Source organism: Longispora sp. NPDC051575 (assembly GCF_040681875.1).
Lineage (GTDB): Bacteria > Actinomycetota > Actinomycetes > Mycobacteriales > Micromonosporaceae > Longispora.
The window spans coordinates 570949-595784 of record NZ_JBFAZP010000003.1 but is presented as its reverse complement, the minus strand read 5'-3'; the positions used below and the strand labels follow the sequence as shown (position 1 = coordinate 595784).

Here is a 24836-nt window from a genome sequence, read left to right as displayed (position 1 = left end):
GGTGACGGTGGTCGCGCCCGTTCCGTGCCGGTCAGGTCTTGCCGCCGTCACCGTGTTTCCCCACACTGACCGCATGGGGGATCTCCACGCGATCGCCGTGGCCTGGCTGACGGCCGGCCGTTGGCGCACGATCCAGACCGCGTACGCCGATCTTGTCGTGGCGGGTGCGGTCGAGCCGAGCAGGGGCGGACTGCGCCGGACGGGTGTCGTGCCGCGCGACTGCCACCCGGTGCGGCGTTCGCTCTACGGGGCGTTGAGCGCCACCCGCTTCCCGAAGGAGGCCGCCGCGCAGTGGGCGGTCGACCGCGCGCTGGGCGGCCTGAGGGTCGAGTTGCGCGGGGCGGGGCTCCTGCGGCCCGGCTGGCGGCGGGTGCTACTGCCCGCACTTTTTCTTCTGGTACCGAGCTGGTTGCTGGTGCGGATGGGCGCCGGGCATGTCCGGCTCGCGTTGGGGCTGGTGGTGCTGGGCGCGGTGCTCGCACTGGTCTTCCTGCCGCGCCGGACGATGCGGGCCGAGGTGCGTCTGGCCCGCATGCGCCGGGCGCGGTCCGGCGACGAACACGTCGCGATGGCGGTCGCCTGGGACGGCGGGCGGGCGCTCCGGGAACGACTACCCGAGATCGCCTTGTCGAGTGGGCTGCTCGCCAGCAGCAAGGGCGGCCGGCATCACGACTCGGCCAGCCTGAGCTTCACCCACGGTTCCTCCGACCTCTGAGCACGGCCCCCGATCCGTGACCGGGTGTGACCGCCGAGGCCGTCGACCGGAACGAGCCACGCTGGACCAGCACCCTGCACGGCGGCAGCGGTGTGCCCAGGAGGAACACACCGCTCCCTCGGATCACCCCGCGCCGGCACGGACGCCCGTGGGCCGAGTGCCGGCGTTGTCCTAGCCGGCAGCGGGCCCGGCCCTGGCGGCCCGGCGGCGGTAGGGCGGTCAGGAGGGTGGGGCACTGCGGGCGCGGATCAGGAAACCGTCGACCAGCCTGTCGACAAAGGCGTCGTCGACCGGATCCCCGGTGACGAGGACCCGGTGGAAGATGGACCCGACGAGTTGGTCGACCTCGGCCGCCGCGTCGAGGTCCGCGGGCAGGTCGCCGCGCCGCATCGCGCGTTCCAGCGGGAGCATGTCGCGCAGCCGCTGCTCGGTGAGGTACCTGGCCCGCAGCACGGTGGCGAACGCGGGATCGTGCTGGGCCTGCCCGAGCAGGGCGCGCAGGACCGCGCCGCCGTCGGACCGGGTGAGGAAGTGGGCCAGCTGGCGCAGGTGAGCGCGCAGATCCCGGCCCAGGTCGCCGTGGTCGGGCGGGGTCAACTCCTCGGCGGCGTCCTGGAGGAACGCGTCGAGAAGGATGTCGGTCTTGGAGGTCCACCAGCGGTAGATCGTCTGCTTGGCGACTCCGGCGCTGGCCGCGATGGCCTCGATGGTCACGCCGGCGAAGCCCTTGGCGACCAGGAGGTCGTCGGCGGCCTCCAGCACGGCGGTCCGGGCCTGCTCGCTGCGCCCGTGCCGGTTGCCGCGGTGCGCGCGGTCGGTCCCCGCCGTGGCGGTCGCGCCGTCCTGCTCCATGTCCACCTCCGGGGTAGATCGTAGACCCTGCGCTCTAGACGCAACGCAACGGTGCGTCTAGTCTAGGCGCCATGACACAGACCAGCACCCTCCAGGACCCGCGCGTCGTCTCCGCCCTCGACCGGATGTTCACCGACGCACGACGCGACGACCTGACCCGCGTCCGCATCGAGTCGTCCCGGCCCGAGGGGTTCGCGTCGGCGACCCCGCAGGAACAGGCCGACGCCAAGGCCGAGGTGTACATGCCGATCTCCGAGGAGGGCGGCAGGCTCCTCTACAACCTGGTCCGGGCCACCCGCCCGGCCACGGTCGTCGAGTTCGGCACCTCGTTCGGCATCTCCACCCTGTACCTGGCCGCGGCCGTGCGCGACAACGGCACGGGACGGATCCTCAGCACGGAGTTGAGCGCGAGCAAAGCCGCCGCCGCGCGGCGGACCTTCACCGAGACGGGCCTCGACGACCTGGTCACCGTCCTGGTCGGCGACGCCCGCCACACCCTCGCCGCCCACAGTGGTCCGGTGGACTTCGTCCTTCTCGACGGCTGGAAGGACCTGTGCCTGCCCGTGCTCCGGCTACTCGAACCACACCTGGCGCCGGGCACGCTCGTCGTCGCCGACGACATCGACCTGGATGACCTTCGGCCCTACCTGGACTACGTCCGTGAGACCCGCAACGGCTACCAGAGCGTCTCGTTCCCCGTCGAGGACGGCATGGAGATCAGCTGCCGGCTGTGAGGACCGACCCCGCCGCGCGCCAGGTCCACCACCCGGCCCGGCCACGCCACGGCCCTCGGCTGTTCGTAGCCGCCGGCCAGGTGGTGGCGGGTCCCGGCAGCCGTGCTCGGCGGAGGTAGCCGCAGCTCGGTGGCGCCAGGCGCACCGCATCGCCGCCCTGGACTTCGTGTCGCGGCGGCTCGCGGGGAGGCCGGGCGGTCACGACGTCAGTTCGTGACGGGACGCGGCACCGGTCTTGCGCATCGCCTTCGCGATGTGCTGTTCGACGGTTCGGACCGACAGACCCAGGCGCGCGGCGATCTGGGCATTGGTGCGGCCCGCCGAGGCGAGGTGGGCGACCTCCACCTCGCGGGGAGACAGCGCGGGGCCGTAGCTCGGCCTGCCACGGCGCTTGGGTCGCCGGCTGTGCAGGGAAGCTCTGGCGCTGCTCTCGGCGGCGGTCGCCCCGAGTGCCCCGAACAGCTCGATGGCCTGGTCGAGGTCGTCGGTCTCCTGGTGCAGTTCGGTGTGCACGAATCGATCGCGCCACACATGGGTCGTCGCCGTCCAGTAGGGACGGCCCAGGTCCGCGAACGAGGCCAGGGCGTCGTCGTAGGCCGCGACCACCGTGGGCGCCGCCCCGCCGCCCAGGTCGAGGTCCATGGCTCTGCTGAGCGTCAGACCCGCGGTCGCGGCGGGAGCGTCCCGGCCGTCGAGGCCGTGCTCCATCGTCCGCAGCAGGGCCGCGACCTCCGTGCCCCGGTCCAGGCCGTGCAGCACTTCGACGGCGATCGGCATGACCTCGCTGGCCCACACCCACAGGCCGGTCTGCTGGATGATCCGCAACGCGCCGTCGAGTTCACGGGCCGCCGTCGTTCTGGCTCCGCGATGGTAGTGGTGGCGGGCCAACAACGCCCCGGTCGTGGCGCGGACCGGCGGTGCGGCGGTTTCCCGCGACCGGGCCGCGCCCACACCGCTGAGCAGGGTGACGGCGGCCTGGCTGTCCCCGTGCTCGAAGGCGAGGGCGCCCGCGATGAGGCGGCACTCGGAGGCGACCCGTGGCAGCGAGTGGTAGCGCCCGACGAGCTGTTCCGCTGACGCCCGCAGGGTCGACCAGTCGCCGCGCAGCCAGTTCAGCCGCACCGCCGTGACCCGGAGCTGTTCGGCGAGGTAGTCGGCTCCGAGCTGGGTGGACCAGGCGCGGCCCCGGACGAGGAAACCCTGCGCCGCCGCGTAGTGCCCGAGCCAGCTCGACCCGTCGGCGAGGTTCAGGCAGCCCCGCATCCGCTGTCGGGCCAGTTCGGGGTCGTCCGTGTCGCGGCTGACGACCTCCGCCGCGGCCCACGCCTCAGGGGCACCGACCGTCATCAGCGCGGTGAGGCGGTTCACCTGGACGGTGGCCTCGGTCAGAGGGTCGAGGAGCGGGGCCGCGTCGAGCCCGGCCTCGACCTGGCCGAGCCAGCCGAGATGGGTGTCGACGTGCCGCTGGCCGGAATAGGGAAGCGCGAGCGAGGACATCACCTTCAGCGCCAGTGGTGGATCGCTGTCGCGGAGTTCACCGACCGCCGTCTCGAGTTCCCGGTACCCGCCCTCGTGGTCGCCGAACTGGCTCAGGAGCAGGATTCCCAGATTGTTGCGCAGCTCGCCCCGCGTCGCGCTGGGCAGCGGCACCTCCGAGAGGATCTCGCGCACGGTGACGACGATCTGTTCGCAGTCCAGCCCGTCGAACGCCGCCCGGCTGAGTACCGTCGCGAACCGCACCCGGTCGGAGTCGGTGAGGTCGGCGTTGCGCAGCAGGGCGCGCAGGAGGTGCACCGCCGTGGTCCAGTCACCGGACCCGATCGCGGCGTCGGCGTTGTGTTCGCTGTGGTCACGCCAGCGGTCGAGGTCGCCTGCCTGGTACAGGTGGTGCGCCGTGAACACGGCGTCGTGGGGCCGCAGCGCCGCAGCCGTGTGGTGCAGCCGACGCCTCGTGGCGGGCGAGGTCGACTCGTGCACGACGCGCCGCGCCACCTCCCGGCTCCAGACGAAGTGATTCGGCCACGCCTCGCGCAGCACCCCGGTCGCGACGGCCTCGGCCATGGCGTCGCCGATCGCGGTCGACGTCAATCCGGACAGCACGCGCAACTCGTCCTCGGTGACCGCCTGTTCGCAGACCGCCGCCGCGTGCAGCAGGGCGCGCGCCTCCTTGCCGCAGAGCCGGAACCACTCGGTGTGGACGTCGCGCAGAGCCCCGGGGATGGCGACCGCGACCGACTTCGCGCGCCCACCGGGGTCGTCACCTTCGGCGCGGCCGAAGTCCCGGACCAGCGCGGTGATCGCGTGGGGCAGCCCCTCCGCCAGCGACAGCGCCCGGCGCAACCCCGGAGGCAGTGGCCCCTGACCGTGAAGCGACTCGGCCAGGGCCACGGCTTCCCTGTCGCGGAGCGGGCCGAGCCGGACGTGCTCCACGGGGAAGGCCGGCTCGGCCAGGTGGGTCAACAGGGGCAGATCGGCGTGGGGACGGTACGCCAACACGATCGCCAGCGCGGGTAGCCGGTGCGCGCACAGGTAGCGCAGGAACGCCCGGCTTGCGGCGTCGCACCATTGGACGTCGTCCAGCATCAGCACCAAGGGCGCCGGATACGAGAACAGCTCGCGCAGGGCACGGAAACAGCGGGCGAGGTCGGCGCGGGGGTCCGGCAGCGGAGGGAGCGCGGGGGGCAGCCGGTCGGCCAGCTCGGGTAGTCGCGGAACCAGGGCGCCCAGCACGGGGTTGGGGCGCGGCGGCAGGCGCGGATGGCTCAGCGCCGCCTCCAGCACCGGGCCGAGTTCGCTGGCGAAGGGTGTGCACGCCGCCGACAGGGCGAGTCGCCCCCGCGCGGTGGTGGACGTCCGGAGTCCGCGCAGCAGATGGGACTTGCCGACCCCCAGCTCCCCTTCGATCAGCACCACCGACGGCGCGGCGTCGATCAGGCCGGTGATCGTCTTCGCGATCCGGCCGCGCTCGGACCGGTCACCGGCACCGTGACCGGGTGTCGGTGCGGTCCCCGCTGGGGCGCCGTTCATCGGCACATTGTAGGCGCGAAACGGGATCGACGACAATCACGCGACGATGGCTTCTGACCAGGTCAGGAGCCGGATTTTCTGCGTGAGGACGTGCTTTTTCTGGGTGGCGCCACGGCTTGAAGACCCTTCGTGGATCGAGGACCGTCGGAAGCCGCACGCATCGATATCTCACCAGGAGGACCGTCATGATCCGACGTCCGTCCCGCCCCCGATCGAGAGCGGCGGCAGTACTCGCGGCCGCTGTCTCCCTCATCGCCCTGACTTCTCAGGCGTCCTTCGCGGCGCCCCCGACCGGCCCCACCGCGGCCGCCGCGAGCGTACGCGCCTACCTCGTGCTCACCAGTCCTGGATCCGTCGACGCCGTGACCCCGGCGATCACCGCCAACGGCGGCCAGGTTCGTGCGAGTTACAACACGATCGGCGTGATTCTCGCCCATTCCGGCGCCTCCGACTTCGCCACCAGGATGCGCAGGGTCACCGGGGTGCAGAAGGTCGGCGACACGCGCGGCGGCTACGACGTGCCGACCCCGGGCACGCTGGCCGCGACCACGGGCCGCGACTCGGCGGCCCGCCGGGTCCTCGAACGGGAGCTCGGCGCCGCCATCGCCGCTCCCGCCGAGCCGGTCGACTGGAACATGCAGCAAATGGGCGCGGACCAGGCCTGGGCGATCAACCCCGGCAGCAGGTCCGTGACCGTCGGGATCCTCGACACCGGGGTCCAGGGAACACACGAGGACCTGCGGGACAACTTCGACTCCGCGAACTCGGTGTCCTGTCTCTACGGCAGGCCCAACACCGCGCCGGGTGCCTGGGAGCCGGACAACGGCGCACCCGCCGCCGGGCACGGCACGTCGGTCGCGGGCATCATCGCCGCCGCCAAGAACGGCAAGGGCGTCGTCGGCGTCGCGCCCAACGTGAAGATCGCTTCGGTCAAGGTCATGGAGCCCGAGGGGTACATGTACCCGGAGAACGTGGTCTGCGGTCTGATGTGGTCGGCCGACCATGGCTTCAGGGTCACCAACCACAGCTACTACGTCGACCCGGTGACGTTCAACGACCCGAACAACCTCGACCAGGCCGCGGTGATCGAAGGGGTCGAGCGCGCCGTCGACTACGCCAAGGGCAAGGGCAGCGTCACGGTCGCCGCCGCGGGAAACTACGCGACCAACCTCGACACCGAGCCGGGTCTGTTCCTGCCGGGCGATCTCCCGAACGTCATCTCGGTCACCGCGGACACCGTCGACAAGAAGCTGGCCTCGTACTCCAACTACGGCCTCAACACCGTCGAGGTGACCGCTCCCGGCGGCGAGGGCTCCGCCATGATCAACACCACGGCCATGGGCGGCGGGTACACCACCTTCAACGGCACCTCGGCCTCGTCGCCGCACGCGGCCGGCGTCATGGCGCTGCTGGCGTCGGCGAACCCGCAGGCCACCGTCGACCAGCTGCGCGCACTACTGCTGAAGCAGGCCATCGACACCCCCTGCCCGTCCGGCGACAGCAGGTGCACCGGGACGGCCGCCAGGAACTCGCACTTCGGTGAAGGCATCACCAACGCCCTCGCGGCGGTCTCCGGGGGCACGTCGGGGGACACCCAGGCTCCCACGGTGCCGGCGTCCGTTCGTGCGCCCAGCGTCACCGCGACGGGTGTGTCGCTGGAGTGGAACGCCTCCACTGACAACGTGGGTGTGACGGGTTACCAGGTCTTCAACGGCACCACGCTCGCGGCGACGGTCGCGACCACGGCGGCGACGGTCAGCGGACTGGCCCCGTCGACGAGCTACACGTTCAGCGTCAAGGCCGTCGACGCGGCCGGGAACGTCTCGGCGGCCAGCAGTCCGTTGACCGTCACCACCAAGCCGGGTGGCTCCGAGACGACCGTGTACTCGTCCGACTTCGAGTCCGGGGGTTGGACCGTCAACGCCAACGGGACCGACACCGCGACGTCAGGCCGGTTCGAGGTCGCCGCTCCCCTAGCGACGAGTTACAACTCGCTGATCATGCAGCGTGGCAACACCACCAGTGGTACCCGGGCGTTGGTCACCGGTGCGGCGGCGGGCGGCTCCGTCGGTGACAACGACCTCGACGGCGGCGTCACGAGTGCCTTGTCCGCGCAGATCACGCTGCCCACCGACGGCAGGCTCACCCTCTCGCTGTCGTGGTACCTGGGTCATCTGGCGAACTCGGCGGGCGCGGACTACCTCCGGGTCCGGGCGATCACGTCCGATGGGTCGACGGTGCTGTTCGAGAAGAAGACCGGTTCCAGCGACACCGCGGCGCAGTGGACGACGGCGACCGTCGACCTGACCTCCCTGGCGGGCAAGACGATCAGGATCTCCGTCGAAGCCGCCGATGTGGCCGGCGGCAGCCTGGTGGAAGCCGGTGTCGACGACGTCCGCGTCACCCGACGCACCCCCTGACCCGGCAGCCAGCAACGGGGTCCCGCCCCTCCGGGACCCCGTTCCCTCCCCCCTCACAGCAACAGGAGACAGCCATGCGCACACGTGTCCTCACCGCGATGATCGGCGCGGTCGCCCTCACCCTGGGCGCGGTGACAGCCAGCCACGTCGCCGCCGCGACCCCCACCCCGCCACCGGACTCCCCGCCCACGGGGATGGTCGACGCCCTGTCCAGGGACCTCGGCATCAGCCGGGACGCCGCCCTCCACCGACTTCTCGCGCAAGGTGCCGCCGAGGAGGTCGCCCGAACCCTGTCGACAAGGGTCCGGGACCAGAGCCCCGGCCACTGGCTCGACGAACGCACCGGCAGGCTCATGGTCGCCGTCGTCGACGAGCAGGCCGCCGCGCAGGTGGGCGCGACCGGCGCGACCCCGGTCAGGGTCCCGCGCGACCGTGCCGAACTGGGGCGGCTGAGCGCCGAGGTCGCCCGCCTCGCCTCGCGGGGTGCGCCCACAGTGACCGGGTGGGGAATCGACCCGGTCACCGACACCGTGGTGGTCCGGGTGCTCGCGTCCGCCGGAGACAGGGACGGCGACGCCGTCACGGGACAGCTCCGCCGGCTCGGCGACGGCGTCCGTCTCCTCTCCGTGCGGGACCGGCCGGGTCCCCAGGGCGGTGACGTCCGCCCCGGCGGTCGGTGGCTCCCGGGCGCCGAGGCCAACTGCTCGGTCGGATTCCCGGCCACGGACAGCGGCGGGGGCCGTCACTTCCTGACGGCGGGCCACTGCACGAACGACGCGAACCAACCCGCCTGGGGCGCGGACAACCAGCAGGACCGGATCGGCACCTCCAACGTGGGCGGCACACGCAGCGTGTTCGGTCGTGAAGGGGACATGGGAGTCGTCAGCGTCACCGAGGCGGCGTGGCGGCTCTCGGCCTCGGTCAACACCTACGGCGGGCCCGCCGTCACCGTCACCGGTGCGACCGAGCCGATGGTCAACCAGGCCGTCTGTCACGCGGGCCTCGCCAGCGGCTGGCAGTGCGGCAGGGTGACCGCGGTCAACCAGACCGTCGTCTACACCACCGCGACGCTGGAGGGGATCACCCACACCACCGCCTGTTCCCTCGCGGGCGACTCCGGTGGCGCCTGGCTCGCCGGGACCCGCGCGGTCGGCCTGCATTCTGGCGGCTACGCCTCCTGTTCGCCGGGAGGCGCGGACGACCAGTCCCTGTTCCAGCCGGTCGGCGAAGCGCTCGGCAAGTGGGGCCTCACCCTCTACACCGGGGGTACGTCGGGGGACACGCAGGCCCCTACCGCGCCGACGTCGGTTCGTGCGTCCAACGTCAGCGCCACGGGTGTGTCGCTGGAGTGGAACGCCTCCACTGACAACGTGGGCGTGACGGGTTACCAGGTCTTCAACGGCACCACCCTCGCGGCGACGGTCACGAACACCGCCGCGACGGTCAGCGGACTGGCCCCGTCGACGAGCTACACGTTCAGCGTCAAAGCCTTGGACGCCGCCGGGAACGTCTCGGCGGCCAGCGGCCCGCTGACCGTCACCACCAAGCCGGGTGGCTCCGAGACCACCGTCTACTCCTCCGACTTCGAGTCCGGAGGCTGGACCGTCAACCCCAACAGGACCGACACCGCGACATCCGGCCGGTTCGAGGTCGCCACGCCCCAGGCCACGAGCTACAACTCGCTGACCATGCAGCGCGGCAACACCACCAGCGGAACACGCGCGCTGGTCACCGGCGCGGCGGCGGGCGCCTCCGTCGGCGACAACGACCTCGACGGCGGCGTCACCAGCGCCCTGTCCGGGCAGATCACCTTGCCCGCCGACGGCAGGCTCACCCTCTCACTGTCCTGGTACCTGAGCCACCTGGCGAACTCGGCGGGCGCGGACTACCTCCGCGTCAGCGCGATCACCTCCGACGGGGCGACGGTGCTGTTCGAGAAGAAGACCGGCTCCAGTGACACCGCAGCGCAGTGGACTGCCGCGACCGTCGATCTGACCCCGTTGGCGGGCAGGACCATCAGGATCTCCATCGAGGCCGCCGATGTGGCCGGCGGCAGCCTGGTGGAAGCCGGTATCGATGACGTCCGCGTCACCCGACGCACCCCCTGACCACCCGCCACGCCAGAAGTGAGTGGCCTGCGCGGAAGTGACCGAGGCGGGGATGCATCAGAGGCTGTTGTCTTCCAGCGCCCCTGTGCCGGGTAGGTCGGTCCGCCCCGATGCGCGCGTCCTCCCCGCCGCCGCGCCACGATGCCGCCTGCTTCCTTGGCTGGCCTCGATCAGCGCGGGTGCCTACGTCGCTGAGGTCACGACGTGACATGGATCCGGCCCGACACACCCCAGCGCCGCCCACCCCGAGCCGGGATGGGCGGCGCTGGTCGACGTGTCGATGACAGCGCCGACCACGACAAGGACGGCGACCGCTTCGGCGGACGTACCAGTCAGCTCCGTCCAATAGGGCGGGGCCGGCCGGCGGTGGTGGACCTGGTCTAGGACGCCAGGGCGGTGACCAGTTCCTCGCGGCTGGTCACGCCCGTCTTGCGGTAGACGGCCCGGAGGTGGTCGTTCACCGTGTACGGCGACAGGTCGAGCCGGCGGGCGATCTGCTTGACCGGCAGGCCGAGCAGGGCCTGCTCGACGACCGCTTGTTCGCGGGCCGTGATCCGGTACCAGCCGACCAGTGCCGGTAGCAGCATCGTTCCGCCGGTCGGGCCGAGCGTGACCGCCACGTCGGCTGTCCCGTCGATCGCCTGCGCGCTCATCGTCACCCAGCCGAGCGAGGTCGGCACCCGGGTGAGGGCGGGTTCGCGGCGGGCGGGCAGGGCCACGGTCAGTACCAGGGTGCACACCTCGTCGTCGCCGCGCGCACCCGTCTCGCGCCGCAGCACGTCCAGCCACTGGTTTCCGGCCGGGGTGGCCGCGCGGATCCGGTTGTCGGCGCCCACCAGCACCACCCCGTGCGGCCCGGCGGGCGCGCCCGGGCGGAGCAGCCGTCCCGCGACGAAACACCGGACCGCCGCGGCCAACTCGCCGGCCAGCCGGTTGGCCACGTCGGCCTCCTGCGCGGAGAACGGCCGTCGGCCGCGTTCGCGGAGCAGGAACAGTCTGCCCCGTGGCACTCCCCGCTCGGCCAGAGTCAGGTACATCTCGGCGCCGAAGCCCTCCGCCGCCATCAGCCCGTGCAGGTAGTCGCTGTGCCGCTCGTCCACGAAGCCCGACCCGGTCACCTCGACCGGCGACCCGCCGCCGAACGGGCCGGGGCTGCGGTGCGGGCCGACCCCGCCGGCGTCGGCGATGCGGATCCGGAGCCGGGCCCCGGGGGAGTAGCAGTCCCGCCGGGTCAACAGGCAACCGGTCCCGGTGGCCGGATCCAGACCCACGAGGACGTACCCGTCGTGCGGCACGGAACCTTGCAGACACGCTGACAGGGCCTCGCCGAGCTCCGGCATCGTCTTAGCCTCGGTGGCCGCGCCGCGCAGATCCGCCCGCACCATGACCACTCCCAGCCGTCGCCACAGCGGCATCCGCGCCGCGCACCGCCTGGAAAATCGTACCCCCCGAATTTTAGGGATTGTCCGGTTTTCTGGGCTCAGAGAGGGTGCAAGAGGGCCTTCCCTCGGGGGCGGCACCGGAGAGGAGCGGTCGGATGCACACTCGGACGGCAGTACCCGCGGAGGTGTCCGGGCCGGTATCGGGCCGGGCCGCCTCGGCCGCGTCAGGAGAGTTCTGATCGCGGAAGTTCCCTGCCGCTGGTGACGAGCCTGTTGGAGGACGCCGGGAGATTAGGGCCTGTGTCGAGGTTAGGCGGGGAGGCCGAACGGGACAGCGACACCGGCACAGAGGCGCCTAGGCTCATCGGATGAACACGGGCGGCGGCGAGCGCCGGGACACTCCCATGTCCGGTTGTCGAGCCGACTTCGGCCCCGCGCGGCGACGCCTGGCCTTTCACCGGGACACCATCGACCGCAAAGTGCCGCCGCAGATCGACCTGCCCCTGGTCCCTGGCCAGTGCCGGTGACTGACGACATGATGAAACGCCCGTTTCCCCTCGGCGGCCTGTGGGCGTGCCTGGTGGGCGGCGTCCTGGTGACATCCTTGTTGGTGGTGCTGGATCCGATCACCCGTCAGCAGGACTGCCCCAACTACGGCGCGTCCGGCAACGCGAGCGTGTTCGCGAATTCCATCTGGGACCTCTATTTTCCCCTGGCACTCTTCGGGTGGGTGGCACTCGTCATCGTGGAGCAGGCACTTCCGACCACCTGGCGCCACCGCAGCCGGCTCGATCTGCTACTTCGGGGGGCGACTGCGGTCGGGGTGTCCCTGATCGCATCGTGCGCCCTCGGCGCTCTACTCATCACCTGCCGCTGACTCGCGGTCGGGCGGGCCGTGTTCCGACCGAGCCCAGTGGGTTCGCCGGGCGGCACTACCCGCCCGCCGGGCCCGGCACCCGGCTCAGGGCGAGCGCGAGCCGGCGGAGCCACCCCTCGGCCGTGCCGTCGGCGCCGGGGTACTCGTCGCGGAAGTTGCCCCAGTCCACCTCCCAGGCGAGCACCGATTCCGGCCGGAAGTCGGCGGCCGTCGTTTCCCCCAGCTCCGGGGTGAGCAGCTCGCGGACCAGGTCGAGGGACACGGTGGTGTGCTCGGCGAGCAGTACCGCGTCGTAGAGGTCCTTGCCCTGCGGATACATGTCGGTGGCCAGCCAGAGCAGTTTCCAGGCCAGGGACAGCTCCGCGGTCGCGCCGAGCACGGGATCGCGCAGCGGCCGGACCAGTGCAGGCTCGGGCGGGATCGGCAGCAGCTCTTCGAAGACGAAATCCAGTTGGACGCCGCCCCTCGGTAGACCGGGGACGACGAAGGGGAACACCAGCCGGCGGCCGGAGGCGCGCTCGTAGGTCCAGATGTCCGTGGCGGCGACGGCGTCCGCCCGCAGCCCCGGCCCGGGCGAGTGGCGGACCGCCTCGACGAGCCCGTCGAGCAGCTCGTCGGCGGCCGGCCCCGTGGCGGGCACCGTGTGCGGGATGACGACGAAGTCCAGATCTCCCGGCTCGCGGGCGGCCTCGCCGAACCACGTCCGCATCAGTATGCTCCCGCGCAGCACCAGGTGGTCGGCCCACCGGGAGCCGGCCACGATCCCCAGCACGTGCTCCATGGCGGAACGCCGGGCGGCCCGCCACGCCTCGCCGGTGTCGGGGTCGGCGAACTCGGGCTCACCCGCCCGGTAGGCGTTGGCGAACTGCTTGAGCGCCGGATCGAACGCCGCCCGTTGCCGGATGTCCGGGCTGTGCGGCAACGGAAGGTACGTGGCGGGGAAGTCCGGCCTGCCCGCGGGTGCCGAGCGCATCCGGTCCTCGCGCGCGGTCCGCCAGGAGTAGCCGGTGGACGTGGTGTCGCTGTCGGTCGTACCCCCGGCATCGAGCCAGCCGGAGTCGAGGCGCTCGGCGCTGTCGTGCACCACATACTCCCGCTCCACCTCCAGCACCTCGTGCCCGGCGGAGCGCAGCGCGTCGAGCAGCGCCTCCAGCCGGGCCTGGGCGGTGCCACGTCCGACACCACGGCAACGCTGGGTCACGAAACGCTCCTCGCGACCGTCGGGGCGCCGCCGCCGGGCGTTGCGCGACGGCTGCGCGCCGTGCGGGGCGCTCAGCGCGGTGAGGGCCAGCAGCCGGTCCACGCCCGCGTCGGGCAGCAGGATCTTGACGTGGTGCTCGAAGTACTCGGCACCCGGCCGGGAACGGACATCCTCGTCGGTCTGCGGCACGCCCTCGTTCCACGGCGGGACCTCGATCTTGACCCGGCTGACCCGCAGCTTCGCCGCGTCGAGTTCCCGCTGCCACCGTTGGGCGGTCAGGTGCTGCCGCTCCAGCGGGCCGTTGCCGGTCACGGTCACCATCGGCTGCGACGGGTACTGGCCGTGGGCGAGCACGATCTGGCTGAACTTCAAGCCGTGCCGGACGGCGAACGCCTCCAACTCCGGGGCCTGGTGCGCGCCCACGGTCAGATGGATCTCGAAGTCCCCGGTGAAGTCGACCATCCGGAGACGATCTCACATCCGAGCCGGCCGCTCATGCCGTCAGGAGTGACCCGTGGCGCGGACCCGGCCTGGACGCCGCCGGCACCACGCCCGGCTCGCCGCCGCCATCTCCGCCGTCTAGGCGGGGCACAACGCGGCGCCAGTCAAACCAAGATCAATCAGCGGGTAGCCTCTGACACATGACCGAACTGCGCACCGAGCGTCTCCTGATCCGCCCCTGGCGGGAGTCCGACATCGCCCCGTGGGCCGCGATGAACGCCGACCCCGAGGTCCGTGAGCATTTCCTGGGCTTGCAGACCGCCGAACGCAGCGCCGAGCAGGTCGCGCTGTTCCAGGGCGAGGTCGCCGAACGCGGCTGGGGCTGGTGGGCCCTGGAGGTCGCGGCGACGGGGGAGTTCGTGGGCATGGCCGGGCTGGACCCGGTCGAGGAGGAGATGCCGGTCAGCGGTGTCGAGATCGGCTGGCGGCTGGCCCGCCCGGCGTGGGGCCACGGCTACGCGACCGAGGCAGCCCGGGGGGTGGCGGACTTCGGCTTCACCGAGCTGGGGTTGGCGGAGATCCTGGCCCTGACCACCGCGACGAACGTCAAGTCCCAGGCGGTGATGCGCCGGCTGGGCATGACCCACGACCCGGCCGAGGACTTCGAGGACCTGACCGTGCCGGCCGGGCCGCTGCGCCCCACCGTGGTCTACCGGCTGGCGCGCCCCTGACCTCTGCCGATGAGCAGGTTGCCGGCTGCGGAACGCCGCCGGTGGTTCTCCTCGGCCGCGCAGCCATGACTGGGACCAGCGCCGCCCGTGCCTCCCTCAGCCGCGCCCCAACCAGCCCGTGCCCCGCGCGCCGCCACGGGCACCCGGCCCGAGCGCCCCGCCGTGTGCGGCCACCTCGAACCGCCCACGCACCGGGCACCACCGCGGATCGGGGCCGGGGAGGGCATCGTGCCCGGCGGCAACAGCCGGCATGATGGGACTCGTGGAACCGAACCCGGGCGTCATCGAGCAGTTCGCGTCCGTGGTCGAGCAGCTGTGGCGGCAGTTCGCGGGCGGGGAGAACGCGCGGCTGCGCGACACGGGCGTGGTGCACGCGGTCGGCCCGGTCCGACTCCTGGGCGAGCTTGTCGTCCCGGGGGCGCGCTGCCACACGGGTGTGGCCGGCGGGGAGCTCGGCGCGATCACGCCCACGAGGGACGCGGTGACGTGTCGGACGTGCCTCGAGATGGCGCGCCTCCGCGGCGAGGCTCCGGGCCCCGACGGCGCGTTGCAGCTCGTGCTGTTCGACCTGCCGGACGAGAGGAGCCGGTAGTACCCGACCCACCGCGCTGATCCGGTGACGGGGCGGCCCCGACCAGGGCCTGTTCCCAAAGTTGATCATCGCGTAGCGTCGACCGCGTCTGTTGCGGCGAGAGGTCTACGAGGGGGCGAGACGTGCGGGAACGCGTGCCGTTCGATCTGGCGGCCTATGAGGAGCATGTCCGTTCGATCCGGTGCTTCGTCTGCCAGTTCCTCGACGGGGATCCCGGTTTCGAGCACGAGCTGGTCTTCGACGACGGGGAGCACGTCGCGTTCCTCGGCAGGAATCCGACGATGTACGGGCACGTGTTGGTGGCGCCGCGCGAGCACGTCGAGCACGTCGTGCGTGACTTCGACCAGGACGCCTACCTGCGGTTGCAAGCCGTGCTGTACCGGGTGGCCCGGGCCGTGGAGGCGGTGGTGCCGTCCGAGCGCACGTATCTGCTCTCGCTGGGCAGTCAGCAGGGCAACACGCATCTGCACTGGCACATCTCGCCGCTGACGCCGGGGACACCGTCCGAGCGGCAGCAGTACCACGCGCTGATGCACGAGAACGGCGTGATCCCGTGGTCCCGGGAGCAGGCGGCGGAGCTCGGTGCGAAACTGCGTGCGGCGTTGGCGACGGGCACCGCGTCGTGATGGTGCGGGGTCGGCCCGCCGCCTGGCTATTCGTGGCGCCGCAGGAACGCGTCGATGAGGGACTGCTGCTGCTCAGGGGTGGGCGCCGGCAGTTCGATGCTGTCGTCGCCGAGGGTCATGACGATCCGGTGGCGCGCCGTGTGCCGTCGCAGCCAGTCCTGCGCGGTGCGGACGAGCGCGGGGAGGACCGCGCCGGACCCGCTCATCGCGACGACGACGGCGGCCAGCGTGACGGCGTCGGGGCCCTTGGTGCCCACCGGTGCCGGGCCGCCGGTGGCCAGGGCGGCGGAGTCGACGTCGAGCTGGGCGAGCTCGTCGCGCAGCCGGAGTGCCAGGTCGTGCGCGATGTCGGGGTCGAATCTCGGATCGGGTTCCACGGTCAACAGGACGTCCACCATCGCACGTACCTCCACGCGTCGGTCTGAAAGGTCGGCCGTGCTCACCGGTACTGCTGTGCCGCGTCGTCCCAGGTGATCGTGTTGTGCTCGAACTGTTGGCTGTAGGTGCGGCCCACCTGGATCTCGGATCCGACGGGGTAGCCGTAGGCGCCCTCGCGGCCACCGTGCCGGTGCCATTCCGCGAAAATCCTGATCATGACCGCCTGCGGGCCGTTCGACCGGGTCGGGTGCTCGACGATCTCGCCGCCCTCGAAGTTCTGGTACCGGCCGCCGTCGGGGGTCCGGACCACGTCGCCGATCGGGTACCCGAGTGGCCCGCGCTCGTGCTTCTCGTTCGGCCCTTGCCGCGCCCAGACACCGAAGAACTCGGCGAAGACGGGATGGGCGCCCTGCGACCGGGTCGAATGCCAGTAGATCATGCCGTTCTGGAACGCCGCGCGCCGTCCGCCGCCCGGATTCTCGATCTCGTCGGTGATCGGGTAGCCGAGACTCCCGGTCACCAGCCCCAGCTCCGCCCACTTCTTCCCGATCTCGCCCTGGGCCAGGTGGGCCCCTGTCGAGGGGCTCCAGTAGATCCAGGACGTGTACTCGCTGTGCACGGTGTCGAAGACCGCGTACTCGCCGTCGCCGACCGGAGCCGCCCGCACCGAGGTCACCGGGCACAGGACGGCCGGACGCCCGTTCTCCTTCTCCAGCCGCTGGTGCTCCCTGTACTTGGCCAGGACCGGGCCGGTGAGCAGGTGCGGCCGACCGCAGAACCGTTCACCCCGCTCCGTGTTCGACAGGATCATCCCGGTGGCGGCGAGCGCCAGGACGACCCCGGCGGCGACGGCGAGCAGGCGGCGGCGTCTGCGGGACATGGCCGGCGGGGGTTCGTCGTCGGATTCGGCGGTGTCCGGCTGTTGGAGGATCGACCTCAGATGCCGGGTGGCCGTGCTGGCGACCACCGCGTGCTCGTCGTCGGCGAGGTTGCCGAGCTCCTCGCGGACCCGGGTCCGGACGACGTCGCTTCCGACCTGGTAGAGGCCCGCGAGCCGCTCCGCCGCCGCGACGCGGTTGTGGGCGTTCGGACTGCGGAGATCCTCGCGGAGAGCGGAGGGGAGCCTCCAGTTGATGTTCTTGGCGAAGACGACGACGCCCTCGACGGCGCTGAATTTCTTGGGCCGCTGGTTCGTGACCCGGGCGCTGATGTAGGTGTACAGCTCGTCGACGGTGATCTCGCCGTCGCCGTCCAGGTCGGCGCTGCCGTCACTGAGCCCGGCGATCATGTACCGGGTGAACTCCGACCACTTCACCTCGCCGTGCAGGTGGTCGCCGTCCCATGCGGGCTCGATCGCGTCCGACGCCGTCAGGACGTAGCGGCCCTTGCCCCCGAACCTGTCCCGCGTGTGCGCGTCCGCGACGACGCCCTTGGCGCCGAGCCTGCCGGTCGGGTACGCCCCGCTGAAGCAGCAGTCGAGCACGATCAGCTTCCGGCCCGAGGGGAGGGCGCCGAGCAGTTCGTCGACCAGGTCGGCGGACAACCCGGTGATCGACAGCTTGTCGCGATACGTGTCGGTCATCGCCAGGTACAGGTGGGAGTTGTCGTTCTTGAGGCCGTGACCGCTGAAGTACAACAGGATCGTGTCGTCGTGCCGGCTGTCGGCGAACCGGTCGCTGATGGCGTTGGCGACCACCAGCCGGGGCTGGTTGACCAGCACCTCCACCTCGAACCCGGCGATGTCGGGGTTCTCCAGCACCGCCCGCAGGTCCTCGACGTCGTGCGCGGGGCCCACCAGGCCGGTCAGCTTCGGGTCCTCGTGCTCGTACGTGGCGATCAGCAGCGCCAGGCGCCTACCCACGAGTGACCGCCCGGGCGGGGGCCGTCGACGTGGGGATTCCCGCGACCCGCCCGGTCCCGGAGCGCGGTAACCGTCCCGTCCGTGTCCGCAGAGGTCTCTCGTCGGCCATTCCACCCCCTGGCGCGCGGTGACGGTGCTCACCCAGCGTAGGAGCCACTACGGGACATTGGCGACCTCGGAGACCAGAAGGCGACAGACGCCAGGAGTCGGATGCGGGCGGACGTACCGGGTCCGAAACCCGACGGTCGGTAGGCGTCCTCACGGGCCTCGTCGCGTCCGGGTTGGACACGTACCCGCACCTGGAACTCCGGGCCTGTCGCGTCGGGTACCGCCGTCCGGACCGGGAATGAGAGGATTGCTCCACTGTGGCGAAGGGGGGCGGCGGGTGAGCGGGGCTGGACGCGTACCCCTGGAGGCGGCTCTCGTCCGGGTCTGGAACGGCGACACCTCCGTGGGCGCGGGCTTCCTCGCCGGCCCCCGGCACCTCCTCACCGCCGCGCACGTCGTCGCCAGCGCGCTGGGCACCCCGCCCGACGGCCCGCCCCCGACGGAGCACGTCCTGGTCGACTTCCCGCTGCTGGCCCCCGGCGTGCGGTGCGCGGCCGAGGTGGTGGCCTGGTCCCCGGTCGGCGCGGACCTCACCGGGGACGTCGCCGGACTGCGGCTGCTCGGGCCGCCGCCGGAGGGCGCCCGCCCGCTCGTGCTGACCCGGTACGGGGGCCTGAGCGACGACCAGCTGGTCATGGTCGGCTTCCCGCGCGGGCTGGAGATCGGCAGCTGGATCTACGGGCGCCCCGGCGGGCCCGTGGCCACCGGCTGGGTGGAGATCGAGAGCGATCCGGCGCGCGGCGCGACGATCGAGCGGGGCTTCTCCGGCGCCCCCGTCTGGCATCCCGGGCTCGACGCGGTGGTCGGCATGGTGGTGCGCAAGGTGGGCGGCGCGCCGCCGAAGATCGGGTACATGATCCCGGTCGGCGCGCTGCTGGCGGCGTGGCCGGAGGTCGAGCGGGTCATCGAGCGGGCGTCGCCGTTCCGGGCACTGCGGCCGTTCACGGAACGCGACGCCGGGCTGTACTTCGGCCGCGAGGACCAGGCGGCGCGGATCGTGCGGCGGGTCCGGGCGGGCACGGCGGCGATCTGCGTGACCGGACCCACCGGGGTCGGCAAGTCCTCGCTGCTGGCGGCCGGGGTCCTGCCGGGACTCCGCGCGGGCCCGGGGGCGGCGGGTGCTCCGGGACCGCAGGCCGGCCCCGGAGCCGCTGGCGTGCCGGGATCGCAGGCCGGCCCCGGCGCGGCCGGCGTGCCGGGATCGCGGGTGAGCCCCGGGGCGGAGGCGGGGCCGGACTCCGAGGTGGCCGTCGTGGTGCTGCGACCGTCCGACGGGAGTACCCCGCTGCGCGCTCTTGCCTTCGCTCTCGGCCGGTTGACCGGTTCCGACCCCTTCGAGCGGCTCGCGGCCGGCGGCACCGCCGACGTCGTGGCGGAGATCCTCGACGGGTACCCGGCGGAGCGGCTGCTCGTCGCGGTCGACCAGTTCGAGGAGCTGTTCGGGTACCCGGCGGAGGAGCAGGCCGCGTTCACCGCCGCCCTCGGGTCGGCGCTGCGCCCGGGGGCCCGGTTCTCGGTGCTGGTCGCCCTCGCCGACACCTTCCGGGCCGCCGCGTCGACGAACCCGGCCGTCGCGGAGCTGGCCGCCCGGTGGCTGCCCGTCACCCTCGGCGAACTCACGACGACCGAACTGCGCCGGGCCGTCACCGGTCCGCTGGCCACGATCGGCACGGTCGACTACGAGACCGGGCTGGTCGACCGGATCCTCGACGACGTGCAGAGCGCGCCGAGTTCGCTGCCGCTGCTCCAGTTCGCCCTGACCCAGCTGTGGGAGCGGCGGCGGGGCGGACTGCTCACCCACGAGGCGTTCGACGAGCTCGGGGGAGTGCGCGGGGCGCTGGCCGGCTACGCCGAGGACGTCTGGGACGGGCTGGAACCCGCCGCCCGGCTGGCCGCGCGCCGGCTGCTGGTCCAGCTGGTCAGGCCGTTGCCGGACGGCGACCTGTCCGTGCGGCGCACCGCCCGGCGTGACGAGCTGGACGAGGACCAGTGGACGATCGCCCAGCGGCTCGCGACCGGCCGGCTGCTCGTGCTGCGCAGCGCGCCCGAGGTCGGCGTGGAGCTCGCGCACGAGTCCCTGGTGGTCGAGTGGGACCGGTTGCACGGCTACGCGACGCGGTACCGGGAGTTCCGGCTCTGGCAGGAGAACCTCCGGCAGCGCAGGGCGCAGTGGACGGCCGAGGACGGCGCCGCCCGGCGGCTGCTGTCGTCGGTGGAACTGCGCGACGCCCGGCACTGGGAGGACGGTCACGGCGCAGACCTCGCGCCGGCCGAACGGCACTTCCTCCAGCTGAGCCGGAACCGGAGACGCGGCCGGCGCGCCCGGTGGGCCTTCGCGCTGGTGGTGGCCCTGGTCGCCTCGGTGGTCGGGTACGGGCACCTGCGCGGGCAGGTCGCCGAGAGCAGCGCGATCGAACTGACCAGGAACGCCGCCCAGCTGCGCCTCTCCGGTGACCGGGACGGGTACGGCGCGCTGCAACTGGCGCTCCGCGCGTTCCGTACCCATCCGGACGTGACCTTCGAACCCGGGTCCTTCAGCGAGGACTTCGAGGGCGTCGACACCCTGCTGCCGGGCCGGGCCGTGCGCGACGGGGACCTGCCCCAGCAGGTGAGCGCCGACGGCCGGACCATGGTGCTGCTCGACGCGGGGAAGACACCCCACGTCATGGTCTGGGACGTGCACGCCCGGCGGCGGCTGCACGCGGCCCCGCTGGCGGCGCTGTTCCACCCCCTGGACGCCGCCTCCCAACCGGTGATCAGCCGCAGCGGCCGGTACATCGCCTTCGTGCAGTGGGTCGCCCCCGTGTACCAACTCGGCCCCGTCGACGCCGAGGGGCTGCCGAAGCAGGACCCGAAGGACTTCCCCACCTGCAAGGTCCCGCACGCGGCCACCGCCGTGACCTGCCTGGTCGTCTACGACCTCAGCCGCGGCCGGATCGCCGTCGCCGCGCCGATGGGCGGCCTCTTCGCCCACATCCGGTCGATCAGCATCGACCGGGACGACCAGTCGGTGGGGGTCGTGGTCGCCGGCGACCTGGGGCTGGCCCCGAAGTCGTCCACCAACACCCTGGAACGGTGGGACCTCGGCTCCGGCCAGCGCCGGGAACCGGTCGGGTTGCCGTGGCGCAGCTGGGTGCACCGGCTGTGGCTGGAGCCCGGGGGCGCGTTCCTGGACGAGCTGCTGCCGAACGACGCCGGCACGGCCCCGGGGTCCTCCGCGCTCTCGTTCGCGGACCTCGCCGGGGACGGGCCGCTCCGGGTGCCGCTCGCCGACCGGACCACCGGGGCGGCGGCGAGCCTCGACGGCGGCACGGTCGCCGCCAGGGTGCCCCTCGCGGACGGCTTCGCCGAGCTGCGGACCTGGCGGACCGCCTCCCGCGCGCCCGGCGGCCCGGTCACGGGACTGTCCAGGGAGGAGAGCCGGGGCGCCCTGGCGCTCAGCCCCGACGGCTCGGTGGTGCTCTCGGCGTGGCAGCGGGGCGTCGGTGCGCTGGCCACGGCCACCGACATCCGCACGGTGGACATCGGCGGGGTCGCGGTGTCCGGCTGGAATACGGCCGGCGGCGCGAGAATCCCCGGAGAACCCCGATTCAGCGGGTACTGGTCCGCGCTGCTTCCCCTGGCCGAGGGCCCCGACGCGCCGGTACTCCTGCTCGGCGCCGGCATCGTCGGCGCGGTCCTGCCCGGCCCCGGCCTGCCGGCGCCCCTCCGGCGGCTCACCTCGGCCGAGCGGGACGCCCCGAAGCGTTCGGCGGCGTTCCGGGTCGACCGGCTGTGCGCCCTGATGGTCGAGCCGAACGAGGACGGCGCCGCCCGCAGGAAGAATGTGCCGTCCGGCGCCTATCAGGGCCCGGTGTGTCCGTGACGAGGAGTGCGATGTCAGAGTTGATGCGGTTCGAACTGGACGCCGGGGACGCGGTCCTCGTCGAGGTGGAGTTCGACGGGCCGGACATCTCCCCGGTCTCCCGCGCGGGGGACGTCATCCAGTCCGCCACCGGCTCCTTCGGCACCGCGCTCACCCAGGTCCGCAAGGCCGCGTCGGTGGCGCTGGAGACCTTCCGGGACATGGACGTGCGGCCCGACGAGGTGGAGGTCGAGTTCGGCGTGAAGTTCAACGCGCAGGCCGGGGCGGTGATCGCCAAGACCGGGGTCGACGGACACCTGACCATCAAGCTGAAGTGGCAGCGGGACCCGAAGCCCTGACCCGGGGCGTCACCGACGCGGCCCCGCCTCGGCCATGGCCGGCGAGGGTCCCGACTGTCGTGTGACCGACGCCAGCCAGGGCCGATCGGCTGGTGACCTTCGGCAACACCGGTGACACGCTGGGCGACATGACCACTGTGGCCGGTACGGTTCAGGGAAGACGACGACTGCGTGACCTCATCGGGGTCCACCCCGCCGCCGTGCCGTTCGCGATGGCTGTGGGGCTCGCTTTCCTGCTGGCCACGGTGCCCTCGTTCTTCGCGTTCCTGGCCCGGGTCGTCGACGTGGACCTCGCACTGGTCCACTGGCCCCTGGAGCACCTCCGGCAGCTGGCGGGATCCTGGAACCGGGCGTTCGGCGGCGCCGCGTTCGCGCCGTACAACACGGTGGCCACCAAGGGCGCGCTGCTCGCCGTACCCGTCCTGTGGCTCGCGGCGCTGGTGCGGTCCGCTCTGGTGCGCACCTGGCAGCCGTTGACCGTGTCGGCCGCGGCGGCCGTCACCGGGCTGATCGCGCTGCCGCTGGTCACCTGGGTCTCCACGATCGCGGTGCTGCTGTGGCGGCTCGGAAGGCTGATCGTCGACCTGGTGACCCGCTTCTTCCACTGGATCGCGCCGGTCCTGGCCTGGATCGTGGTCGCGGTGCTGGCAGTCGCGGTGCTCTTCGCCCTGTACGCGCTGGTCAGCTTCGTGCTGCGCGAGCACCACGTCCTGGGTGCGCTGCTCCTGCTCGCTCTCGGGGCGGTCGTGGTCGCCGGCTGCGCGCTGGGGTGGTTCGACGGGATCCTCGCCTGGATCGCGGCCGTGGCGCACGCGGTGGCGGTGTGGCTCGCGAAGTACGTCGGACCGGTGATCGCCTGGATCGTGTGGGCCGTCGTCATGCTCGCCGTCGTCCTCGGCGTCGTGGGCGGCGTCGTCGCGGCGCTGGGCCAGGTGGGCCGCACGGTGTACGTGCCGTTCGTGTCGGCGTTCGGCGCCGGACGGGACGCCGGCTGCTGCGCGGACGTCGCCGCTGGGGTGGGCGTGACCCTGTCGGTGGTCCTGACGGCGGCGGTCACCGACCCGGTGTTCGGGTCGTGGTTCGCGCGGACCTGGGCCGACACGCCCGGCATCGGGGCACTGCCCCCGCCCACCCCCGGCTTCGAGCTCCTGTTGCCCGACGCGGCGCAGCGGATCCTGGCCAGCGGGTTCGCGAACTACGCGCCGACCGTGGACGTCTCACTCGTGGTGCTGCTCGCGGGGGTCGGGATACTGAGCCTGCTGTTCCAGCGCCGGCGGTGGTTCAACGAACACGGCGCGCGGATCGCCCGGCCGGTACTCCTCAAGGTCGGGCTGGCGATCGCCGTCGCCCTGCCGGCCGTGGTGCTGATGATCCTGTTCTCCGGCGACTCCGAGAACTGAACCAGGGCCCCACCGCTGGGCCGGGGCCCTGGCGGAGAGTGGCGTCGGCCACCCGCTGGCAGGGAAGCCGGCCTCCCGGTTGTTGACCCGGAGGTGAGCGAACAACGTACGGTGCGGGTCGTCGTGATCGGGGCCGGGCAGGCCGGCCTGTCCGCGGCGTACCACCTCGGGCGGGCCGGTCTGCGGCCCTTCGAGGACCTCGTCGTCCTCGACCGCAACGCCCGGCCTGGCGGCGCGTGGCAGCACCGCTGGGACACCCTCACCATGCACGACGTGCACGGCATCGCCAACCTGCCCGGCACCGCCGTCCCCGACGCCGCCGACCGGGACCGGGCCAACGACGTGGTCCCGCGCTACTTCTCCGGGTACGAGGCCGCGATGGCGCTCCCCGTGCTCCGCCCGGTCGGGGTCACCGCCGTCCGCGACGTCGACGGCACGCTGCTGGAGGTCGACACCGACGCCGGTACGTGGCTGACCAGGGCCGTGGTGAACGCGACGGGTACCTGGGACCAGCCGTTCGTCCCGTGGTACCCGGGGGCGGAGACGTTCCGGGGCCGGCAACTGCACACCGCCGGCTACCACGGGCCCGCCGAGTTCGCGGGGCAGCACGTGGTCGTGGTGGGCGGCGGGCACTCCGCCGTGCAGCTCCTGGCCGAGATCTCCGTGTACGCCGACACGACCTGGGTCACCCGCCGGCCCCCGCTGTGGCGCACGGACGAGGAGTTCGGGCCGGAGCAGGGCCGGGCCGCCGTCGCCCTGGTCGCCGAGCGGGTCGAGGCCGGGCTGCCCCCGCAGAGTGTCGTGAGCGTCACGGGGCTGCACCTGCGCGAACAGGAACGGGCCGCCGCCGCGCGCGGGGTGTACGACCGCCAACCCATGTTCGAGGCCGTCACCCCCGACGGGGTCCGCTGGGCCGACGGCCGGTTCCAGCGCGCCGACGCGATCGTGTGGGCGACCGGGTTCCGGCCGGCCGTGGCGCACCTCGCGCCGCTGCGCCTGCGGGAGCCGTCCGGCGGGATCCGGCTGGACGGCACCCGGGCGGTCCGGGACCGCCGCGTGCACCTGGTCGGCTACGGGCCCTCGGCCAGCACCATCGGGGCGAACCGGGCGGGCCGGGCGGCGGCGCGCGAGATCCGCGCCCTGCTCGACGGGCCGGCCCCGGCACTGACCCCCTGAAGAC

At 72.6% G+C, this 24836-nt stretch carries 18 protein-coding genes; 12 read left to right on the top strand and 6 right to left on the bottom strand.

Annotated features, from left to right (window positions below; genetic code table 11):
• Positions 1-73: 73 nt before the first annotated feature.
• Positions 74-715 carry a hypothetical protein gene (locus AB0M43_RS10105; protein ID WP_363722977.1) on the top strand — a complete coding sequence of 214 codons (642 nt, stop codon included), beginning with the start codon at positions 74-76 and terminating at the stop codon, positions 713-715.
• Between the two features lie 219 nt (positions 716-934).
• On the opposite strand, the gene AB0M43_RS10100 is transcribed toward AB0M43_RS10105, so the two are convergent.
• Positions 935-1567 carry a TetR/AcrR family transcriptional regulator gene (locus tag AB0M43_RS10100; RefSeq protein ID WP_363722975.1) on the bottom strand — a complete coding sequence of 211 codons (633 nt, stop codon included), beginning with the start codon at positions 1565-1567 and terminating at the stop codon, positions 935-937.
• A gap of 71 nt (positions 1568-1638) precedes the next feature.
• Here AB0M43_RS10100 and AB0M43_RS10095 point away from each other — a divergent pair, with 71 nt between their 5' ends.
• Positions 1639-2301, top strand: coding sequence for a class I SAM-dependent methyltransferase (locus AB0M43_RS10095; RefSeq protein WP_363722973.1), 663 nt, complete (start codon positions 1639-1641; stop codon positions 2299-2301).
• A gap of 198 nt (positions 2302-2499) precedes the next feature.
• Here the strand turns inward: AB0M43_RS10095 and AB0M43_RS10090 are convergent, their stop codons facing one another.
• Positions 2500-5328 (bottom strand): LuxR family transcriptional regulator, encoded by a 2829-nt coding sequence (locus AB0M43_RS10090; protein ID WP_363722971.1) that lies wholly within the window; start codon positions 5326-5328, stop codon positions 2500-2502.
• 185 nt (positions 5329-5513) lie between these two features.
• Between AB0M43_RS10090 and AB0M43_RS10085 the strand changes: the two genes are divergently transcribed.
• Positions 5514-7748: a S8 family serine peptidase gene (locus AB0M43_RS10085; RefSeq protein ID WP_363722969.1), complete on the top strand. Its 2235-nt coding sequence runs from the start codon at positions 5514-5516 to the stop codon at positions 7746-7748.
• Between the two features lie 74 nt (positions 7749-7822).
• Positions 7823-9856, top strand: a complete 2034-nt coding sequence (locus AB0M43_RS10080) for a fibronectin type III domain-containing protein (RefSeq protein ID WP_363722967.1) — start codon at positions 7823-7825, stop codon at positions 9854-9856.
• 380 nt (positions 9857-10236) lie between these two features.
• On the opposite strand, the gene AB0M43_RS10075 is transcribed toward AB0M43_RS10080, so the two are convergent.
• The gene (locus AB0M43_RS10075) at positions 10237-11241 is read right to left on the bottom strand and encodes a helix-turn-helix transcriptional regulator (protein ID WP_363722965.1); all 1005 of its coding nucleotides are present in this window, start codon (positions 11239-11241) and stop codon (positions 10237-10239) included.
• A 520-nt stretch (positions 11242-11761) separates the two neighbouring features.
• Here AB0M43_RS10075 and AB0M43_RS10070 point away from each other — a divergent pair.
• Positions 11762-12115 (top strand): hypothetical protein, encoded by a 354-nt coding sequence (locus AB0M43_RS10070; RefSeq protein ID WP_363722963.1) that lies wholly within the window; start codon positions 11762-11764, stop codon positions 12113-12115.
• 55 nt (positions 12116-12170) lie between these two features.
• On the opposite strand, the gene AB0M43_RS10065 is transcribed toward AB0M43_RS10070, so the two are convergent.
• Positions 12171-13778, bottom strand: a complete 1608-nt coding sequence (locus tag AB0M43_RS10065; RefSeq protein WP_363722962.1) for a nucleotidyl transferase AbiEii/AbiGii toxin family protein — start codon at positions 13776-13778, stop codon at positions 12171-12173.
• A gap of 179 nt (positions 13779-13957) precedes the next feature.
• On the opposite strand from AB0M43_RS10065, the gene AB0M43_RS10060 reads away from it, so the two are divergent.
• The 3 genes from AB0M43_RS10060 to AB0M43_RS10050 all read left to right on the top strand — a co-directional run bounded on the left by AB0M43_RS10060 (position 13958) and on the right by AB0M43_RS10050 (position 15706).
• Entirely contained in the window at positions 13958-14488 is a 531-nt protein-coding gene (locus AB0M43_RS10060) for a GNAT family N-acetyltransferase (RefSeq protein ID WP_363722960.1), read from the top strand.
• A gap of 262 nt (positions 14489-14750) precedes the next feature.
• Entirely contained in the window at positions 14751-15080 is a 330-nt protein-coding gene (locus tag AB0M43_RS10055; RefSeq protein ID WP_363722958.1) for a hypothetical protein, read from the top strand.
• Positions 15081-15202: 122 nt separating this feature from the next.
• Positions 15203-15706, top strand: coding sequence for an HIT family protein (locus tag AB0M43_RS10050; RefSeq protein WP_363722957.1), 504 nt, complete (start codon positions 15203-15205; stop codon positions 15704-15706).
• Between the two features lie 26 nt (positions 15707-15732).
• Here the strand turns inward: AB0M43_RS10050 and AB0M43_RS10045 are convergent, their stop codons facing one another.
• Positions 15733-16104 carry a hypothetical protein gene (locus AB0M43_RS10045; RefSeq protein WP_363722955.1) on the bottom strand — a complete coding sequence of 124 codons (372 nt, stop codon included), beginning with the start codon at positions 16102-16104 and terminating at the stop codon, positions 15733-15735.
• A gap of 41 nt (positions 16105-16145) precedes the next feature.
• On the bottom strand, positions 16146-17945 hold the full coding sequence (locus AB0M43_RS10040) for a caspase family protein (protein ID WP_363722953.1): 1800 nt from the start codon (positions 17943-17945) through the stop codon (positions 16146-16148).
• 385 nt (positions 17946-18330) lie between these two features.
• Between AB0M43_RS10040 and AB0M43_RS10035 the strand changes: the two genes are divergently transcribed.
• From AB0M43_RS10035 to AB0M43_RS10020, 4 genes are all read left to right on the top strand, one after another.
• Entirely contained in the window at positions 18331-21918 is a 3588-nt protein-coding gene (locus AB0M43_RS10035; RefSeq protein ID WP_363722952.1) for a serine protease, read from the top strand.
• A gap of 11 nt (positions 21919-21929) precedes the next feature.
• Entirely contained in the window at positions 21930-22256 is a 327-nt protein-coding gene (locus AB0M43_RS10030) for a CU044_2847 family protein (protein WP_363722950.1), read from the top strand.
• Positions 22257-22384: 128 nt separating this feature from the next.
• Positions 22385-23656, top strand: a complete 1272-nt coding sequence (locus AB0M43_RS10025) for a hypothetical protein (protein ID WP_363722948.1) — start codon at positions 22385-22387, stop codon at positions 23654-23656.
• 93 nt (positions 23657-23749) lie between these two features.
• Complete coding sequence (locus AB0M43_RS10020) at positions 23750-24832, top strand: FAD-dependent oxidoreductase (protein ID WP_363722947.1); 1083 nt, start codon at positions 23750-23752, stop codon at positions 24830-24832.
• Positions 24833-24836: the final 4 nt, after the last annotated feature.

What these genes read in the sequence shown, in the direction of transcription:
- AB0M43_RS10100 (WP_363722975.1), bottom strand. Translation starts at nt 1,567, where the DNA reads ATGGAGCAGGACGGCGCGACCGCCACGGCGGGGACCGACCGCGCGCAC.
- AB0M43_RS10075 (WP_363722965.1), bottom strand. Translation starts at nt 11,241, where the DNA reads ATGGTGCGGGCGGATCTGCGCGGCGCGGCCACCGAGGCTAAGACGATG.
- AB0M43_RS10085 (WP_363722969.1), top strand. Translation starts at nt 5,514, where the DNA reads ATGATCCGACGTCCGTCCCGCCCCCGATCGAGAGCGGCGGCAGTACTC.
- AB0M43_RS10105 (WP_363722977.1), top strand. Translation starts at nt 74, where the DNA reads ATGGGGGATCTCCACGCGATCGCCGTGGCCTGGCTGACGGCCGGCCGT.
- AB0M43_RS10060 (WP_363722960.1), top strand. Translation starts at nt 13,958, where the DNA reads ATGACCGAACTGCGCACCGAGCGTCTCCTGATCCGCCCCTGGCGGGAG.
- AB0M43_RS10025 (WP_363722948.1), top strand. Translation starts at nt 22,385, where the DNA reads ATGACCACTGTGGCCGGTACGGTTCAGGGAAGACGACGACTGCGTGAC.
- AB0M43_RS10065 (WP_363722962.1), bottom strand. Translation starts at nt 13,778, where the DNA reads ATGGTCGACTTCACCGGGGACTTCGAGATCCATCTGACCGTGGGCGCG.
- AB0M43_RS10080 (WP_363722967.1), top strand. Translation starts at nt 7,823, where the DNA reads ATGCGCACACGTGTCCTCACCGCGATGATCGGCGCGGTCGCCCTCACC.
- AB0M43_RS10095 (WP_363722973.1), top strand. Translation starts at nt 1,639, where the DNA reads ATGACACAGACCAGCACCCTCCAGGACCCGCGCGTCGTCTCCGCCCTC.
- AB0M43_RS10030 (WP_363722950.1), top strand. Translation starts at nt 21,930, where the DNA reads ATGTCAGAGTTGATGCGGTTCGAACTGGACGCCGGGGACGCGGTCCTC.
- AB0M43_RS10045 (WP_363722955.1), bottom strand. Translation starts at nt 16,104, where the DNA reads ATGGTGGACGTCCTGTTGACCGTGGAACCCGATCCGAGATTCGACCCC.
- AB0M43_RS10090 (WP_363722971.1), bottom strand. Translation starts at nt 5,328, where the DNA reads ATGAACGGCGCCCCAGCGGGGACCGCACCGACACCCGGTCACGGTGCC.